Origin of the sequence: Acidovorax sp. 106 (assembly GCF_003663825.1) — a bacterium.
Lineage (GTDB): Bacteria > Pseudomonadota > Gammaproteobacteria > Burkholderiales > Burkholderiaceae_C > Acidovorax.
Window position 1 is genome coordinate 2,787,113 of record NZ_RCCC01000001.1, and the last position, 16,784, is coordinate 2,803,896.

Here is a 16,784-nt window from a genome sequence, read left to right on the forward strand (position 1 = left end):
AGGTCTTGATTTTGCAGTGTCTCTGCCCGTTTTTTTTGGCGCCTCTATAGAGGCGCATGAATGGCTATCCCTGCCGTCGGTGGAATGCGAAAAGCCGTTCGAAGCAAACCTTGATTTCTACAATTTGTTAATTTATTGAGAATAAAAGTCATTATCATTTGCGTTCTGCTGTTGCTAATAACGCCTGACAAGAGGGAGGCTTCATGGGAGATCGGCATTTTGGGGTACAGGGGCAGGAGGTGCTGGCGTCGCCCGGCCAGCATGCTTTGTGGTTTGCCAACACCATGGTGCATACCGATGCGCGCGTGTACACCGAGGTGGTGGTGGAGTGGCCGAAAGCGGTGGATGCCGTTGCCTTGCGCCATGCCCTGAACCTGTGCCAGCAGGCGCATGCGATGCTACGGGCCACGCTGCAGCGCTTGCCTTGGGGGGCGATTGCGTTGCGGCCCGACACGGCCCACGCCATTCGGTTGGACCCTTTGCCGCAATGGCAGCGCTGGCGCGAGCAGCCCGATTTCTCGCTGGAGACTGAGTCCGGCATACGGGCGTGGTGCGGGGGCTCTCGCATGGTGCTGGCCCTGCATCGCATCGTGGCTGATGGCGTCTCGGTTGACCAGATCGTGCGAGAACTGATGGCGCACCTAACGCACCTGGCGCAGCCTGCCCATAAGAGCGACCCAGAGGTCGATGCACATGACGTTATGGAGTGCTTGGTCGCGCAGCGAAAGGCCTGGGAGGCAGGGGGGCTGGAAGAGCACCTTCACTATTGGTTAGACAAGCTGCAGATGCCCACGGCCCCGTTGGAGCTGCCCTGGGAGCATGGACCTGCGGTAGGGCCTTTAGTGCCCACAGAGACCGCGCAGATATGGATCAGTGGCCGGGCGCTGCAGGCGTGGCAGGCGTGCTGTGCGGCGGCAGGATGGCACCTGCCCCAATTGCTGCGGGCTGGGGTCGTGCAGTGGCTGTCGCGATGGGCGGCGCAGTCGAGTGTGCGATTGGCCACCGTGGTGGACGCGCGTGGCCCGCACAGGCAAGGCACGGTAGGGCCTTGGGAGGATGTGCGTGTGACCTGCGTGGACGTGCAGGCACAGCACACCTTGGCGCATCTGGTAGACGCCATTCGGGCGCAAGACACACGGGATGCGGAGCATGCTGCCATTCCGTTTGAATGGGTGCTGCAACAGCTCAACAGCGATGGCATGCATGCCCAAGTGTTGCCATACCAGGTGGCATTTGAATGGCGCGACCAGCCAGAGCGCTATGCCACAGAGACGACGGGTGTGCAGGTGCAAATGCGGCGCGAGCAGACGCTGCGAGCCGATCTGGTGCTGACCGCTCAGCCCGCCCATGGCGGTGGGCTGTGCATCGGTTTGCGATACCCGCCGTCGCTCTTGAGCCGTGAGCGGGCGCTGGATGCTTTGCATCGCTGGCTGGCCCTGCTGGAGCAAGGTTTGGCCCAGCCGCAACGCGCTGTCAACACCTTGCCGTGGGTCTCGGCGCAAGAGCTGGAGCGCCTGAGTGCGCCGTGGCCTGCGCCGGACTATCGACCGCAGCCCGTACACCAGCAGATGCTGGCCCTGCTGGCGGAGCATGGCGAGCGGCCCGCAGTGCAGTGCGGCAACGAGGTGTTGACCCATGCCCAGCTGCATGCACGCGCGCAGTGTCTGGCCGATCGCTTGATACAGCTGGGCGCGGGCAGTGAAGTGGTAGTGGCCGTAGCCATGGAGCGCAGTGCGTCTTTGCTGGTGGTGTTGCTGGCGGTGTGGAAGGCGGGTGCCGCCTTCTTGCCACTCGATCCCCACTACCCCGCGCCACGCATTCAGCACATGCTGACGGATTCGAGGGCCCATTGCCTGCTGACGGATGCCGCTTTGGTCGAGCCTTTGTCGCAGGTGTGTACCGGGCTGCCCGTGGCGGATCGGCTGTGGGCATGGGATGCGCCCGCGTGGCCCGCGCCAGGGGGCAGCCTGGCGCTTGCAGGCCCGAGCGCAGCGCGCCGGATGGGCCCTTGCATGCCGCACCACCTAGCGTATGTGATCTATACCTCGGGCTCCACCGGGCTTCCCAAAGGGGTGGCCGTAGAGCATGGGCCCCTGTCGCTGCACTGCCAGGCCACGGCACATCTCTATGGCATGAGCTGCGAGTCCCGAGAGCTGCACTTTCTCTCGATCAGCTTTGATGGGGCGCTGGAGCGCTGGGTGGTTCCGCTGCTGGTGGGAGGCTGTGTGGTGCTGCGGCCACCTGCCCTGTGGACGGCGGCGCAAACCTTGCAGGCCATGCAAGACATGCAGGTGAACAATGCTGGGTTCCCAACCAGCTACCTGCAGACCTTGGCCCAGTGGGCGCAAGACCATCCGGCGGATCGTCGCTTGCGCCTGTTGTCGTTTGGTGGCGAGGGCATGCCGAGGGCCACCTTTGAGCAGGTCCAGCGCGCCCTGGCGCCCGACTGGCTGATCAATGGTTATGGCCCCACGGAGGCCGTTATCTCGCCACTGGCCTGGAAGGTGCCGGCTGGCACCACTTTCGACAGTGCTTATGCGCCCGTGGGGCGTGCTGTGGGCCCCCGCCGTGCGTATGTGCTGGATGCACTCATGCAGCCCGTGCCTCCGGGCGTGGCGGGCGAGCTGTACATCGGCGGTGCCTGTTTGGCACGGGGCTATCACGGGCAGCCTGCGGCCACGGCCGAGCGCTTTGTGCCCGATCCGTTTGCGGGCGTAGACGGTGCACGCATGTACCGCACCGGAGACCGGGCGCGTTGGCGCACCGACGGGGTGGTGGAGTACCTGGGCCGGGTCGACCAGCAGGTCAAGGTCCGTGGCTATCGGGTGGAGTTGGGTGAGGTGGAATCCGCGCTGCGTTCACTGCAAGGCGTGGCGGATGGGGCTGCAGCGCTCAAAGGCCAGCGGTTGGTGGGGTATGTGGTGCCAGCCCCAGGGGCCGAGGTCAACCCGAACACGCTGCGTGCCCAGCTCTTGCAGTCGCTGCCCGAGTTCATGGTCCCCAGCGTCGTGGTGGCAGTGCCCTCGCTGCCTTTGACGCCGGCTGGAAAAATGGACCGTAACGCCTTGCCCGAGCCGACCCAGGTGCCGCGCAAGGTAGAGCCTGCCAGCACTGCTCTGGAGCAGACGCTGTTGGGGTTGTGGCAAGAGGTGCTGAAGACGCCTTTGGTGGGGGTGACCGACAACTTTTTCGACCTGGGGGGCGACTCGTTGAGTGCGCTGGGCCTGCTGAGTTTGCTGGATGGGGCAGTGCCCGGGCACAGCTTGGGCATGGCGGATCTGTTTCACCACACGGACATCCGCAGCCTGGCGCGAGCTATCGAGGCGCGAGACGATCGCGACACGGCGGCGCAGGTTTGGCAGGACGTTGTCCATTTGCAGCAGCCCGCTACGCCGTCTTTGATGGCACCCGTGTTGTATTGCTTTCCAGGTTTGTTGGTCAGCACCCGCGAGTACCTGGGGCTGGTGCGTGCGTTGGGGCCGGATCAGATCGCGGTCGGATTTGTTTGCCATTCCCTGTCTGCGGCCGACGCCGCTGCCCAGTCTGCGGTGCCGCACGCGCAGGTCGCTGATGGGACTGCGGTGGAGTTTTTGGCACGCCGATACGCTGACTACATCCGCATGCACAGCCAGGGCCGTGCGGCGGTGTTGCTGGGCTGGTCTTGGGGAGGGGTGTTGGCCCTGGAAACCGCCCGGTTGCTGGAGGGGCAGGTGCCAGTGCAGTTCGTGGGGATGTTGGACGTCTGCGCGCTGGATGCGGAGTTTGCCGTGGGCGGTGAGCGCCCCATGGAGCCGGCTGTGCGGGCCCGGGTGCAGGCAGACATCGATGCCTGGTTGCCCCAAAGCCGCATGCAGGCGCAGTGGCAGCAACTGCTGCAGCGCATGGATGCCACGGTGTACACCCAGTTCCTGCATTACGTGAACAACAGCCCCGACACCTTGCCGCTGGATGGGCCCGCAGTGGGTTCGCGTGAGCATATTTTCTGGACGCTCATGGACAACGCACTGGTGTTTCGCAACTACACCATGCGGCCTTTGGATTGCCCGATTCACGCCTGGATCGCCCAGGACTCTTTGCTGCGCGCGATGAACGTGATTGACTGGAATGACTACTCCAGCCGCGTGGAGCGTGTGCAGGTGATTGAAGGCGCCACCCACCTGAGCATCGTCAATGACCCCCGCTTTCACCAGAGCTTTGCCGCCAGTCTGCTGCAGGTGAGCAGCGTTGTCACCCCTGCCTGAGGCCGATTCTGAGCGCGCGTTGCAGCGGCGCGTGCACCGAGGCAGGTGCGTCTTCCATTTTTAAAACCGAGGAGTATTTTTCATGCATCCCATGTACTGGGTCGATGGCCCATTCCGCTTTCCCCTATCGCGTTTGGCGGGGGCCTTGGCCGCATTGGGGCTGGGTCTGGGGGCTCTGCAGGCGCACGGCCAGACCACCTTGCCGGAGATGACTGTTCAAGGTGACAGCCCGCCGACCACGGCGGCTCCCCGCAGCAGTGTGGGAACCAAATCTGACACCCCGTTGCAGGAGGTGCCTCAGTCCATCACGGTGCTCACGCGGGAATCGCTGGAGGCCCAGCAGGCCCAGAGTGTGCCTCAGGCATTGCGCTATTCCGCCGGTGTGCGGGCCGAGCAGTGGGGGGTAGACCCCCGCTTTGACCAGTTCACCATTCGTGGCTTTGATGTGGGCTCTTCGGGGATATTTCGTGATGGGCTGTCCTTGCCCACCCAGGGATTCACGGGGTTCAACCAGGAGCCCTATGGACTGGAGCGACTCGAAATATTGCGCGGGCCCAGCTCGGTGCTTTACGGGCAGACCGAAGTGGGTGGGCTGGTCAATGCCCAAAGCAAGCGGCCCAGCACGCAGCCCATCCGCGAGGTGGGGGTGACCGTGGGCACCAAGGGGCGCAAGCAAATCACTGCCGATGTAGGAGGGGCCATCGACGAGCAAGGGGACTGGAGCTACCGCTTGACCGTGGTGGGGCGCGAGGCCCGGGGCCAGGTGGACTACACCAAGGACAACCGTCTGTATGTGGCACCTGCGCTGACCTGGAAGCCCGATGCGAGCATGTCTTTGACTTTGCTGGCCTACCTGCAAAACGACAGCGTACCCCCGAACATGTACCTGCCCGCTGTGGGGACCTCGCAGCCCGGGCCCTATGGGCGCATACCGAGCAACCGTTACACGGGCGAGCCGGGCGTAGACCATTTTGACTCCGAGCAGCGCAGCGTGGGCTACCTCTTGGACAAGCGCTTTAGTGATGCGCTGCGTGCCCGGCAGGCGGTTCGGTACGCGACCTCCAAGGTGGACTACCGCAGCCTGTACATGACAGGCTTGCGCGATGACCTGCGCACCATTGACCGCGCAGACTTTGCCGTGCAGCAAAAGGCCACGGTACTCACGGCAGACCAGAACCTGGAATGGGCCGCGCGCTGGGGCCAGGCGGAAAACACCTTGCTGGTGGGCCTGGATTACACCCGGGTGCGGCTTGATGGGCAGAAGTCGTACGGCACGGCCCCTTCGCTGGATGTGATCGCGCCCGTGTATGGCCAGTCGTTGAGCGCGGCGCCGGTGTATGAAGATGCGCGCAGCACCCTCACGCAGACGGGCTTGTATGTGCAGGACCAGATCAAGTGGGACTCTCGCTACCTGCTGACGCTGGGCGCGCGCCACGACCGCGGCACCAACCTGGTAAACGACCGACTGGCCTCGATCAGTACCCGCCAGGAGGATGGCGCCACCTCGGGGCGTGTGGGATTGAGCTGGCTGGGCCTGCAGGGGTGGACGCCCTACGCCAGCGTGGCTACTTCGTTCAAGCCCGTGGTCGGGCAGACCGCGTTGGGGCAAAACTTTGTGCCAGAGCGCGGCCGCCAGTCAGAGGTGGGCGTGAAATGGGCCCCCGCTGGCCAGCAGACCTGGGTGACAGCGGCATTGTTTGATCTGACCAAACGCAATGTGCTGACGGCCGACCCAGACCACCTGGCGACCGGGGGGCAGATTCAGCGCGGCGAAGTGCAGGTGCGGGGGCTGGAGCTGGAGGCCGACACCGTGCTGGCGCGCGTCTGGCATGTGCGCGGGGCTTACACGCATCTGAATGCGCGCATTACCCGCAATAACGATGGCAACGTCGGCAATCGCCCGGCCCTGGTGGCGCGTGACACCGCATCGGCATGGCTTGAGCGCACTTTGGGTGCCGGTTGGCGCGCAGGCATGGGGGTGCGTCGCGTGGGAAGCAGCTTTGGCGATGACGCCAACACGGTGGTGACGCCGGGCGTGACTTTGCTGGACGCGCTGGTGGGGTATCGGCAAGGGGGGTGGGATGTGGCCCTGAACCTCAACAACCTCACGGACAAGGCCTATCTGGGCAACTGCTCCAGCGATGGTTCGTGCAACTACGGCGCCCGCCGTCAAGTGTTGCTGACAACCCGTTATCAATGGTGATGCACATGAAAAACCCGACAACCCATTCGACTCCATTCTTGCGCTATTCCACCGCTACCCTGGGCATGCAGCCCCTGCAAGTGCAGTATCCCTGCGAACCGGACCACGAGCGCGAGTTAAGCGTTTTGCGTGTTTTGCGCGATGGCGTCGAGGTGCTGCGCATGCAAGTGCACATGTCTGCGCACGAAGCGCAACAGGCCCGGCTGCAGGTGTTGGCGAAGTGGGACGGCGGCGGGGTGGACACAGAGCAGAGCGCTGCGGTGGCGCCGCTACTGGCTGCATTGGAGGCCCTTTGCTTGGCCCATCCTGATCTGGTGCAGCTGGAGCTTCTGGCCGACGATTGGCATGCGCAGCTGCCCTGGTTGCAACAGCGGGGCATTGTGAGGGCGCAAGGTGCGCAGTGGTTTGCGCAAGTCAGCATGCTCTGGCAGTTGCCCGATTTGTGGCTGCCCACGCAGCGAGCCGCATTCCCTTACCCGCAGCATCACGTCCGCACAGGCGCGAACTGGCATCCCTTGCGGCTCGCCAAAGTGGGTGGCTATGTGTACGAGCGATTCATTCCCTGGCTGGGGCAGTCGGTGGCCTTTCGGGTGGCCAATGTGGAGCAAGACCTGGAGCGCTTGCACCGCTGGATGAATGCGCCGCATGTGGCCCCGTTCTTTCAGGAAGAGGGAGACCTGGCGTACCACCGCAACTACCTGCAAGCACGCCTGGACGATCCCCACATGGTGCCGCTGATTGCCGAATTTGACCGCCAGCCCTTTGGGTATATGGAAATCTATTGGGCCAAAGAGAACCGGCTGGGGCCCTACTACGACGCGAACGACTATGACCGGGGCTGGCATGTGCTGGTGGGGGAGCTGGCGTATTCCGGCGGAGCATGGATCAGTGCCTGGCTGCCGTCGTTGATGCACTACCTGTTTCTGGACGAGCCCCGCACGCAGCGCATCGTGGGCGAGCCTGCGGCCAGCCATGTGCGCCAGGTGCGCAACCTTGAGCGCTCTGGGTTTGCGTCGATCAAAGACTTTGACTTTGCACACAAGCGGGCCACGTTGGTGATGCTGCTGCGAGAGAAGTATTTCGCTAACCGACTATGGCGCCCGGCATCCGGCGCTCAGTCGCCAGCATCCACAGCGCAAACGTCCTGAATCCCTTGAACTCTGAAGAAAGACTGCAACATGCTGGCACCTGTACCAACGTATGACGTGATGGGCGTGGGCTTTGGCCCTTCCAATATTTCTTTGGCGATTGCAATGGACGAGCTGGCGGCCTCGGGCGGGCCGCAGTGGTCGCGCTGTTTTGTGGAAAAGCAAAAGCAGTTTGCCTGGCATGGGCACATGCTGTTGCCCGGCACTGATATGCAGATCGCCTTTCTCAAGGATCTGGTGTCGCTGCGCAATCCCACCAGCGTCTATTCTTTTGTGAACTACTTGCGCCAGAGCGATCGCCTGGAAGCCTTCATTGATCAAAAGACGCTGTTTCCCAGCCGCATTGAGTTCAATGACTATCTGCGCTGGGTGGCTGGGCATTTCAGTGCGGACTGTCGGTATGGGGAAACCGTCTCGCAGGTGACCCCGGAATACGAGCGCGGTGAAGTGGTGGCCTTGCAGGTGCATTCGCACGACGCGCACGGGCGTGAACACATGCGACGCTGCCGGTCGCTGGTGATTGCGCCCGGGGGCGCTCCTTACATTCCAGCACCCTTCCATGCGCTGAGCGATCCGCGGGTGTTTCACACCGGGCGTTATCTGGAGCAGCTTCAGATGCAGGGATGGTCGCAATGCCCACCAGATCGGGTGGCCGTGGTGGGGGGCGGGCAAAGCGCAGCGGAGGTGTTCCTGGACCTTTCGCAGCGCTATCCACATGCTCAGATCGACCTGATCTTCCGGGGCAATGCGCTCAAGCCCGCAGAAGATGCGCCGTCCATCAATCACATCTTTGCGCCGGACTACGTGAACTTCTTCCACGCCCAGCCGGCTGCGGTGCGGGCGAATTTGCTGGCCGAGTTTCGCAACACGAACTATGCAGTGGTGGACCGCGACTTGATTGAGCGCATCAGTGCCATGCAATACGCGCAGCGCGTCAGTGGCATTGACCAGTACCGTGTTTTGCCAGGCTACGCAGTGCAGGCAGTGCATGGGGCCAGTGACGGGGTGTATTTGGACTTGCAAACCGTGGCGGGTGGGCATGGGCAGCCTTCGGTGAACGGCGCATCCTCTCGCCCTTATCAGGCCGTGGTTCTCGCTACAGGGTACCAGCGCGATGCCAGTCAGTCCCTGCTCGCCTCACTGCCTGAGGCTGTGCGCGGTAGCTGGCAAGTGGGGCGTGACTATCGCCTGCAACTGCCTGCCCATGTGCGAGCGCCCATTTTTGCGCAGGGCTTCTCGGAATCCACCCACGGGCTGTCGGACACCCTGCTGTCGGTGATGGCGGTGCGTGCTGGGGAAATTGCCCGGTCGCTGGCTTCGCTCCTGTCCACGACGGCAACGCGCCGCGCGCAGGCCGATGAAGAGGTGGCACTGTGAGTGCGCAGAGCTTGGCGCCGTCATCCGATGCCCCGCCGTCTGGCGCTTTGGCGCAGTGGTTGAGGGGGCGGCTGCCGGACATGCAGTCACCCCAACTTCAGCGTCTGATCTGGTCGTTGGCCATTCCTTCGGTGATCGGGCTGTCGGCCAATGCCGGGCATCAGCTTGTCAACGCATTTTTTGTGGGACAGCTGGGCACCCATGCGCTGGCGGCTGTGGCCTTGTGCTTTCCGCTGGTGATGGTGTTTTCCGCCGTGGGCGAGGGGTTTGGTGTGGGGGCTGCCAGCGCCATCGCCCGTTACCTGGGGGCCGAACAGGCCGATCGTGCCAGTGGCATCGCCTCGACCATGGTATTGCTGGTGGCTGCCCTGGGTGGGGTGCTGGCGTTGCTGGTGGCCCCATTCCTCGCGCCGTTGCTGCAATGGATGGGGGCGCAACCGCAGGACATGGATGCGGCAGTGGCTTATGCCACGGTGTTTGTCTGGACGGTGCCATTCATGCTGTTGCAAATGTTGTGTGACTTTGTGGCGATTGCAGAGGGGAATGCGCGCTTTAGCATGTGGACGCTGATTGGCTCGTTTGCTTTGAATGTGATCCTGGACCCGATCTTTATCTTCTATCTGGACGGCGGTGTGGTCGGGGCAGCGTACGCTACGTCGGTGTCTTGCCTGGCGGCCCTGGCGGCGTATGGGGTGTATTTTTATCGGCGGTGGGGGCGTCTGCGGGTGGCACCCAGCCAGATGCGCTGGGACGCAGAGGCCCTGCGCAGCGTGGCCTCTGTGGGGGCGGGTGCGGCGGCTGCCACGGGTTTGGCAGCCCTGGCGTATGCGCTGGTGTATCGCAGTGCCAGCGCCTTTGGCGAGACTGCGGTGGCCGCAGTGGCCATTGCCTTGCGCTTGCAGGCTGGCGGGGTGCTGCCTTTGGTGGGTTTTTGCTTGGGCGCGCAGGCCTTGCTGGGCTTTGCCTGGGGGGCTGGGCAATCGCAGCGCTATGCGCGCGCCGTGTGGCTCATGTTGTGGATCGCCGGAGGCTTTGCCGTGCTGTATGCGCTGGGCATGATCGTGCTGGCCCCGTCGGTGGTGACTTGGTTCACGGACGACCCGGCCGTGCAGGCGCAGGCCGTAGTGGCGTGTCGAATCGTCCATGCCTGCTTTGCCACCTTTGGTTTGTACATGGTGGCGGTCGTGTCGCTGCAGGCTGCCGGGCGGGCTCGCCAGGCAGCATGGCTGGCCCTGGCACCGCAGGGGTACATGCTGGTGCCCTGCTTGCTGGTGCTGCCTGCCGTGTGGGGCTTGGCAGGGGTCTATGCCAGCCTGGGCGTAGCCGCTGTGGCCAGCGCCGCCTTGGCTGCCGTGCTGCTGCGTATGCAGTTGCGTGATGCGGCGCAGGTGCAGCCCCCCGTGTCTTGATGGCGGTTATCGCCGCAGGCCGGCGGCCGTATCAAAAGCGTGCACACGATCTAGGCGGGGATGAACCTGCTGCATGTCGCCGGGGTGTGGGGTGGGGACGCTTTCTTAGGTCCGCAAGATCAAGGTCTCTTCGCCGAGCCAGTTTGCCAATGCCACGGTGGGCAGTCCAGCGGGGGGAGGGCCAGGAGGGGCGGTGATCGCCTGCATCTGGCAAAGGAAGGGGCTGTGGGCAGGGGCTCAGGCCAGTGCGATCCGTTCAGGCAGATTCGCCAAACTTGAGCAGGTTACCGTGGGGGTCGATGACGTAGAACTCGCGCATGCCCCAGTCGCGCAGCTGCGGGGGCGCTACCTGCAGGCCGCGCTGCGCAAAGTCGGCGTGCAGTGCGGCGGTGTCGCACCGCACGTAGCACGAGGTGTTTTCGGCGATGTGGCGTTCGGTGCAGCGCCACAGGTGCAACTCACAGCCGCCCCGCGCCAGCATCAGGTAGTCGGCTGACGCATGCAGGCAGTCAAAGCCCAGCAGCTCGATGTAGAACTGCCGGGACTCTGCCAAGTTCAGCGATGCCAGCACCGGCACGGTGGCGAGGATGCCTGCCATGGTGGGCCGTGCGCGGGCTTAGATGCGTTTGCCGGTTTCGGCGTTGAACCAGTGCAGGCGGTCTTCGCGCGGGGCCACGCGGATGGTGTCGCCGGGCTTGGGCGAGGGGCGGCCCTCGTCAATGCGCACGATCATGTTGTCTTCGCCCATGGAGGCGTACACCAGGCGCTCGGCGCCCAGCAGCTCGATGGTGTCCACGCGCACTTCCCAGCCGTCCTTGCCAATGTCCATGTGCTCGGGGCGGATGCCCAGGATGGTGCCGGGCTTGCTGTTCGGCGCGTGCTTGAGCAGGTTCATCGGCGGCGAGCCGATGAAGCTGGCCACAAAGGTGGACGCAGGCGTGTGATAGACCTCTTCGGGCGTGCCGAACTGTTCCATGTTGCCTGCGTTCATCACGATCATGCGCTGCGCCAAGGTCATGGCCTCGACCTGGTCGTGGGTGACGAACAGGCTGGTGATGCCCAGCTCGCGGTGCAGCTTCTGGATCTCCAGGCGGGTTTGCGCGCGCAGCTTGGCGTCCAGGTTGGACAGGGGCTCGTCAAACAAGAACACCTGTGGCTGGCGCACGATGGCACGGCCCATGGCCACGCGCTGGCGCTGGCCGCCCGAGAGCTCGCGCGGCTTGCGCTCGAGCAGGTGCGATAGCTCCAAAATCTTGGCGGCCTTGTCCACACGCGCCTTGATTTCATCCTTGGGCACTTTGGCGATCTTCAGGCCGTAGGCCATGTTCTCGTAGTTCGTCATGTGCGGGTACAGCGCATAGTTCTGGAACACCATGGCGATGTCGCGCTGGGCGGGTTCCAGGTCGTTCACGATGCGATCGCCAATGTGCAGCTCGCCGCCCGAGATTTCTTCCAGCCCGGCCACCATGCGCAGCAGGGTGGACTTGCCGCAGCCTGAGGGGCCGACGATGACGACGAATTCGCCGTGCTTGATTTCAGCGTTCACGCCATGGATGACCTGGTTGGCCTTGGGGCCGTGGCCGTAGCGTTTGACGATATTGCGAAGAGAGATGGATGCCATTTTGCTCTTAAATTGATAGCTGCTAGCGCTTGATTGGTAAGCGCTGGAGGCAGATTTTGTTTATTTTTCTGTATCGACCAGGCCCTTGACGAACCAGCGCTGCATGAACACCACCACCAGGGCGGGGGGCAGCATGGCCAACAGGGCCGTGGCCATCACCACGTTCCATTCGTTGCCGGTGTCGCCGCCCGCAATCATGCGTTTGATGCCGATCACCACGGGGTACATGTCTTCTGAGGTGGTCACGAGCAGCGGCCACAGGTACTGGTTCCAGCCATAGATAAACTGGATCACGAACAGCGCCGCGATGGACGTGCGCGACAGCGGCACCAGGATGTCTTTGAAGAAACGCAGCGGGCCTGCACCGTCGATGCGCGCGGCCTCCACCAGCTCGTCCGGCACCGTCAGGAAAAACTGGCGGAACAGGAAGGTGGCTGTGGCCGATGCAATGAGCGGCACCGTCAGGCCCGCATAGGTGTTGAGCATGCCCAGGTTGGACACCACCTGGTAGGTGGGGCCAATGCGCACTTCCACGGGCAGCATCAGCGTGATGAAGATGAGCCAAAAGCAGATGCCCTTGAAGGGGAAGCGGAAGTACACGATGGCGAAGGCCGACAGCAGCGAGATGGCGATCTTGCCCACGGTGATGACCATGGCGGTGACGAAGCTCACCCACATCATGTGCGCCACCGGGGCGCTGGAGCCAGGGCCCGTGCCGCCGCCGAACAGGGCGGTTTTGTAGGTCTCCCAGAAATTGCCGCCGGGCAGCAGGGGCATGGGCACCTGCACGATGTCCTGCGCGGTGTGGGTAGACGCCACAAACGCCAGGTACAGCGGGAAGCCCACGATGATGACGCCCAGCACCATGATCAGGTGCGAGAACGCCTTTAAGAAAGGACTGCGTTCAACCATTTCAATACTGCACTTTCTTTTCAACGTAGCGGAACTGGATGACTGTCAGTACGACCACGATGGCCATCAGCACCACCGATTGCGCCGCCGATCCGCCCATGTCCATGGCCTTGAAGCCATCGTGATAGACCTTGTAGACCAGGATCGAGGTGTCCTGTCCAGGGCCGCCCTGCGTGGTGGAGTCCACGATGGCGAAGGTGTCGAAGAAGGCGTACACCACGTTGATCACCAACAGGAAGAACGTGGTGGGCGACAGCAGCGGAAACTGGATGCTCCAGAACCGGCGCCAAGGGCCTGCACCGTCAATGGCCGCCGCTTCGATCAGCGATTTGGGGATGGACTGCAGCCCTGCCAGGAAGAACAGGAAGTTGTAGGAGATCTGTTTCCACACGGCCGCAATCACGATCAGCGTCATCGCATGGTCGGAGTTGAGCAAGTGGTTCCAGTCCAGTCCGGACTTGCGCAGCAAATACGCCACCACCCCCAGCGAGGGCGAGAACATGAACATCCACAGCACGCCAGCCACCGCAGGGGCCACAGCGTAAGGCAGCAGCAGCGCGGTTTTGTACACCAGCGCGCCGCGCACGATGCGGTCGGCAAAGATGGCCAGCAACAGCGAGATGCTGATGCCCGACACCGCCACCGCGATGGAGAAGAAGGCCGTTGTCTTGAACGAGGCGAGGTAGCCAGGGTCTTCAAACAGGGTGCGGAAGTTGTCCAGGCCCACCCATTCGTTGGACATGCCAAAGGCATCCTGCATCTGGAACGACTGCACCAGGGCCTGGCCCGCCGGCCAGAAGAAAAAGATGCTGATCACGGCCAACTGGGGGAGCAAAAGCACCCACGGCAGCCATGCGGAGCGAAATAAAACGCGTTTTTCCATAGGGTATCCGTCTGAACAAAACAGCCCGCAGCCCTTGCAAACCGGGGTTTGCGGGGGTGCGGGCCAACGATGAAGGCAAGGGATTCAGGCGCGGGCCTAGCTCCTTCGCCCCATCAAGGGGGTAGCGCTAACGCTTAGCGGTTGGCGCGGGCAAAGCGCGCCAGTTGCTCGTTGCCACGGGTCACGGCGTTGTCCAAAGCTTCCTTGGGCGACTTCTTGCCCGACCAGATTTGCTCGGTTTCCTCGTCGATGATGGCGCGGATCTGGACAAAGTTGCCCAAGCGAATGCCGCGCGACTTGTCGGTGGCCTTCTTGATCATCTGCGTCACGGCCACGTCGGTGCCGGGGTTCTTTTCATAGAAGCCCGAGGCCTCGGTCAGCTTGTAGGCCGCCGTGGTCACAGGCAGGTAGCCGGTGCGCTGGTGGCTGGCGGCTTGCACCTTGGTGTCGTTCAAGAAGTTCAAGAAGCTGGCCACGCCTTTGTACTCTTCAGACTTCTTGCCAGCCATGATCCACAGGCTGGCGCCGCCAATGGCGGTGTTCTGCGGGGCACCCTTCACATCGGGGTAGTAGGGCAGGGCCGAGATGCCGTAGGCAAACTTGGCTTCCTTGGCCACGCGGGCGTACAGGCCCGACGAGCCGGTGATCATGGCGCACTCGCCCGACGGGAACGACGCATCGGCGGTGTTGCCACGGCCCTTGTACACAAAGCTGCCTTCCTTGGAGGCCTTGGCCAGGTTCTCAAAGTGGCGCACGTGCAGCGGGGTGTTGATCTGCAGTTGGGCGTCTGTGCCGTCAAAGCCGTTGTTCTTGCTGGCGAACAGCGTGTTGTGCCACAGCGAGAAGCTCTCGAGCTGCGTCCAGCTGATCCAGCTGGTGGTGAACGGGCAGCTGTGGCCGCTGGCCTTGAGCTTGGAGGCGGCTTCAAACACTTCGGGCCAGGTCTTGGGCGGCTTGTTGGCGTCCAGGCCTGCCTTTTTGAAGGCGTCCTTGTTGTAATAGAAGATGGTGGTGGAGCTGTTGAGCGGGTAGCTCAGCATCTGGCCGTTGGGGGCGGTGTAGTAGCCGGCCACGGCAGACACGTACTCGGTAGGTTCGAACTTGAAGCCACCGTCGGTCAGCACCTTGCCTGCAGGCACGATGGCGCCCTTGCTGGCCATCATGGTGGCGGTGCCCACTTCAAACACCTGGATGATGTGCGGTGCATTGCCTGCGCGGAAGGCAGCAATACCGGCTGTCATCGATTCGTCATACGTGCCTTTGTAAGTGGGCACGATCTTGTATTGGGTCTGGCTGGCGTTGTATTGCTTGGCCAAGTCGTTCACCCAGTCACCCAAGGCCGCATTCATCGAATGCCACCACTGGATTTCCGTCTGGGCATGTGCAGGAATGCACGCACCCACGGCGATGGCGGCCGTCAGGGCCAGTTTCTTCAGTTGCATAAATTTGATCTCCAAGGATGGCTTTGGGCGCAGAGCGGCCGATGCTAGGCGCGCAGTGTGTCAAAAATGTGTCGTTGTCCCATGGTTGCCTGGGCACTCACAACGGTGAAAACCCGTTGCGGCCCTGGCGGTGTGTCCAATTGTGACGCTTGTGTGACTGTCTTGAGATGGATTTGCCCGGACTTGCAAGGTTTTGTGCATTGCACCATGCTTGTCGACCAGCCAGTGCGCGCTGCCCCAGCCACCCATTTCACTCCACAGGGATTTTCATGACCACCAATTCGCTGGACAAAAGCAAGATCAAATTTTTGTTGCTCGAGGGCATCCACAGCTCTGCCGTAGAAATCCTTCGCGCCGCTGGCTACACCCAGATCGAAACCGTGTCTGGCGCACTGCCGGACGATGAACTCCAGCGCAAGATCGCTGACGTGCACTTCCTCGGCATCCGTTCGCGCACGCAGCTCACCGAAGCCGTGTTTGCGCAGGCGCACAAGCTGGTGGCCGTGGGCTGCTTTTGCATTGGCACCAACCAGGTCGACCTGAATGCCGCGCGCGAGCGTGGCATCGCGGTGTTCAACGCGCCGTACTCCAACACCCGCTCCGTGGCCGAGCTGGTGCTGGCCGAAGCCATCTTGCTGCTGCGCGGCGTGCCTGAGAAAAGCGCCGTGGCCCACCGGGGCGGCTGGCTCAAGTCGGCCGACAACGCTTACGAGATTCGCGGCAAGACGCTGGGCATCGTGGGCTATGGCTCCATCGGCACGCAGCTGTCGGTGCTGGCCGAGGCCTTGGGCATGCAGGTGGCCTTCTTTGACGTGGTGAGCAAGCTGCCCCTGGGCAATGCGCGCCAGGTGCACAAGCTGCACGACCTGCTGGCGCAAAGCGACATCGTCAGCCTGCATGTGCCCGAGCTGCCCTCGACCGAAGGCATGATCGGCGCGGCTGAAATCGCCGCCATGAAGCCCGGCGGCATCCTCATCAACGCCGCGCGCGGCACGGTGGTCGATATTGACGCCCTGGCCGAAGCGCTGAAAGCCAAGCAGCTGCTGGGCGCGGCCATCGACGTGTTTCCGGTCGAGCCGCGCACCAACAAGGACGAGTTCCAGTCGCCCCTGCGCGGGCTGGACAACGTGATCCTCACCCCCCACATCGGCGGCTCCACCATGGAGGCGCAGGCCAACATCGGCACCGAGGTGGCAGAAAAGCTGGTGAAGTACAGCGACAACGGCACCAGCACCTCATCGGTCAACTTCCCCGAGGTGGCGCTGCCCGCCCACCCTGGCAAGCACCGCCTGCTGCACATCCACCGCAACGTGCCGGGCGTGCTCTCCGAGATCAATCGCATCTTCTCGGACAACCACATCAACATCGCCGCCCAGTACCTGCAGACCAACGAAAAGATTGGCTATGTGGTGATCGACATCGACGCGGCCTCGTCCCCGCTGGCGCTGGACAAGCTGGCGGGCGTGGCGGGCACCTTGCGCAGCCGGGTGCTGTTCTAAGCCTGCCCCGGGCGGGGGCCACGGTGGCCCAAGGTTAAAATCCGCGCCA

Annotated in this window: 11 protein-coding genes; 6 read left to right on the forward strand and 5 right to left on the reverse strand. The window is 63.1% G+C overall.

Translation table 11 applies throughout. From position 1 onward, the window contains the following. Positions 1 to 203: 203 nt before the first annotated feature. The 5 genes from C8C98_RS12420 to C8C98_RS12440 all read left to right on the forward strand — a co-directional run bounded on the left by C8C98_RS12420 (position 204) and on the right by C8C98_RS12440 (position 10,378). On the forward strand, positions 204 to 4,241 hold the full coding sequence (locus C8C98_RS12420; RefSeq protein ID WP_121454538.1) for a non-ribosomal peptide synthetase: 4,038 nt from the start codon (positions 204 to 206) through the stop codon (positions 4,239 to 4,241). An 82-nt stretch (positions 4,242 to 4,323) separates the two neighbouring features. Then, positions 4,324 to 6,444, forward strand: coding sequence for a TonB-dependent siderophore receptor (locus C8C98_RS12425; RefSeq protein ID WP_121454539.1), 2,121 nt, complete (start codon positions 4,324 to 4,326; stop codon positions 6,442 to 6,444). A 5-nt stretch (positions 6,445 to 6,449) separates the two neighbouring features. After that, the gene (locus tag C8C98_RS12430; protein ID WP_233574533.1) at positions 6,450 to 7,592 is read left to right on the forward strand and encodes a GNAT family N-acetyltransferase; all 1,143 of its coding nucleotides are present in this window, start codon (positions 6,450 to 6,452) and stop codon (positions 7,590 to 7,592) included. A gap of 30 nt (positions 7,593 to 7,622) precedes the next feature. After that, positions 7,623 to 8,969, forward strand: a complete 1,347-nt coding sequence (locus C8C98_RS12435) for a lysine N(6)-hydroxylase/L-ornithine N(5)-oxygenase family protein (protein ID WP_121454540.1) — start codon at positions 7,623 to 7,625, stop codon at positions 8,967 to 8,969. Continuing rightward, complete coding sequence (locus C8C98_RS12440) at positions 8,966 to 10,378, forward strand: MATE family efflux transporter (protein WP_199726589.1); 1,413 nt, start codon at positions 8,966 to 8,968, stop codon at positions 10,376 to 10,378. The genes C8C98_RS12435 and C8C98_RS12440 overlap by 4 nt, the downstream gene beginning before the upstream one ends. Positions 10,379 to 10,634: 256 nt before the next feature. On the opposite strand, the gene C8C98_RS12445 is transcribed toward C8C98_RS12440, so the two are convergent. The 5 genes from C8C98_RS12445 to ugpB all read right to left on the reverse strand — a co-directional run bounded on the left by C8C98_RS12445 (position 10,635) and on the right by ugpB (position 15,236). Next, the gene (locus tag C8C98_RS12445; RefSeq protein WP_121454542.1) at positions 10,635 to 10,976 is read right to left on the reverse strand and encodes a VOC family protein; all 342 of its coding nucleotides are present in this window, start codon (positions 10,974 to 10,976) and stop codon (positions 10,635 to 10,637) included. A gap of 18 nt (positions 10,977 to 10,994) precedes the next feature. Continuing rightward, on the reverse strand, positions 10,995 to 11,999 hold the full coding sequence (locus tag C8C98_RS12450) for a sn-glycerol-3-phosphate import ATP-binding protein UgpC (RefSeq protein ID WP_121454543.1): 1,005 nt from the start codon (positions 11,997 to 11,999) through the stop codon (positions 10,995 to 10,997). 60 nt (positions 12,000 to 12,059) lie between these two features. Further along, positions 12,060 to 12,911, reverse strand: coding sequence for a sn-glycerol-3-phosphate ABC transporter permease UgpE (ugpE, locus tag C8C98_RS12455; RefSeq protein ID WP_121454544.1), 852 nt, complete (start codon positions 12,909 to 12,911; stop codon positions 12,060 to 12,062). A 1-nt stretch (position 12,912) separates the two neighbouring features. Then, positions 12,913 to 13,794 carry a sn-glycerol-3-phosphate ABC transporter permease UgpA gene (gene ugpA, locus C8C98_RS12460; RefSeq protein WP_121454545.1) on the reverse strand — a complete coding sequence of 294 codons (882 nt, stop codon included), beginning with the start codon at positions 13,792 to 13,794 and terminating at the stop codon, positions 12,913 to 12,915. A 134-nt stretch (positions 13,795 to 13,928) separates the two neighbouring features. Then, positions 13,929 to 15,236, reverse strand: coding sequence for a sn-glycerol-3-phosphate ABC transporter substrate-binding protein UgpB (ugpB, locus tag C8C98_RS12465; RefSeq protein WP_121454546.1), 1,308 nt, complete (start codon positions 15,234 to 15,236; stop codon positions 13,929 to 13,931). A gap of 269 nt (positions 15,237 to 15,505) precedes the next feature. Here ugpB and serA point away from each other — a divergent pair, with 269 nt between their 5' ends. After that, positions 15,506 to 16,735, forward strand: coding sequence for a phosphoglycerate dehydrogenase (gene serA, locus C8C98_RS12470; RefSeq protein WP_121454547.1), 1,230 nt, complete (start codon positions 15,506 to 15,508; stop codon positions 16,733 to 16,735). Positions 16,736 to 16,784: the final 49 nt, after the last annotated feature.

Excerpts from the sequence above, each read along its gene's own strand:
- C8C98_RS12420 (WP_121454538.1), top strand. The coding sequence starts at position 204 with ATGGGAGATCGGCATTTTGGGGTACAGGGGCAGGAGGTGCTGGCGTCG.
- C8C98_RS12425 (WP_121454539.1), top strand. The coding sequence starts at position 4,324 with ATGCATCCCATGTACTGGGTCGATGGCCCATTCCGCTTTCCCCTATCG.
- C8C98_RS12430 (WP_233574533.1), top strand. The coding sequence starts at position 6,450 with ATGAAAAACCCGACAACCCATTCGACTCCATTCTTGCGCTATTCCACC.
- C8C98_RS12435 (WP_121454540.1), top strand. The coding sequence starts at position 7,623 with ATGCTGGCACCTGTACCAACGTATGACGTGATGGGCGTGGGCTTTGGC.
- C8C98_RS12445 (WP_121454542.1), bottom strand. The coding sequence starts at position 10,976 with ATGGCAGGCATCCTCGCCACCGTGCCGGTGCTGGCATCGCTGAACTTG.
- C8C98_RS12450 (WP_121454543.1), bottom strand. The coding sequence starts at position 11,999 with ATGGCATCCATCTCTCTTCGCAATATCGTCAAACGCTACGGCCACGGC.
- ugpE (WP_121454544.1), bottom strand. The coding sequence starts at position 12,911 with ATGGTTGAACGCAGTCCTTTCTTAAAGGCGTTCTCGCACCTGATCATG.
- ugpA (WP_121454545.1), bottom strand. The coding sequence starts at position 13,794 with ATGGAAAAACGCGTTTTATTTCGCTCCGCATGGCTGCCGTGGGTGCTT.
- ugpB (WP_121454546.1), bottom strand. The coding sequence starts at position 15,236 with ATGCAACTGAAGAAACTGGCCCTGACGGCCGCCATCGCCGTGGGTGCG.
- serA (WP_121454547.1), top strand. The coding sequence starts at position 15,506 with ATGACCACCAATTCGCTGGACAAAAGCAAGATCAAATTTTTGTTGCTC.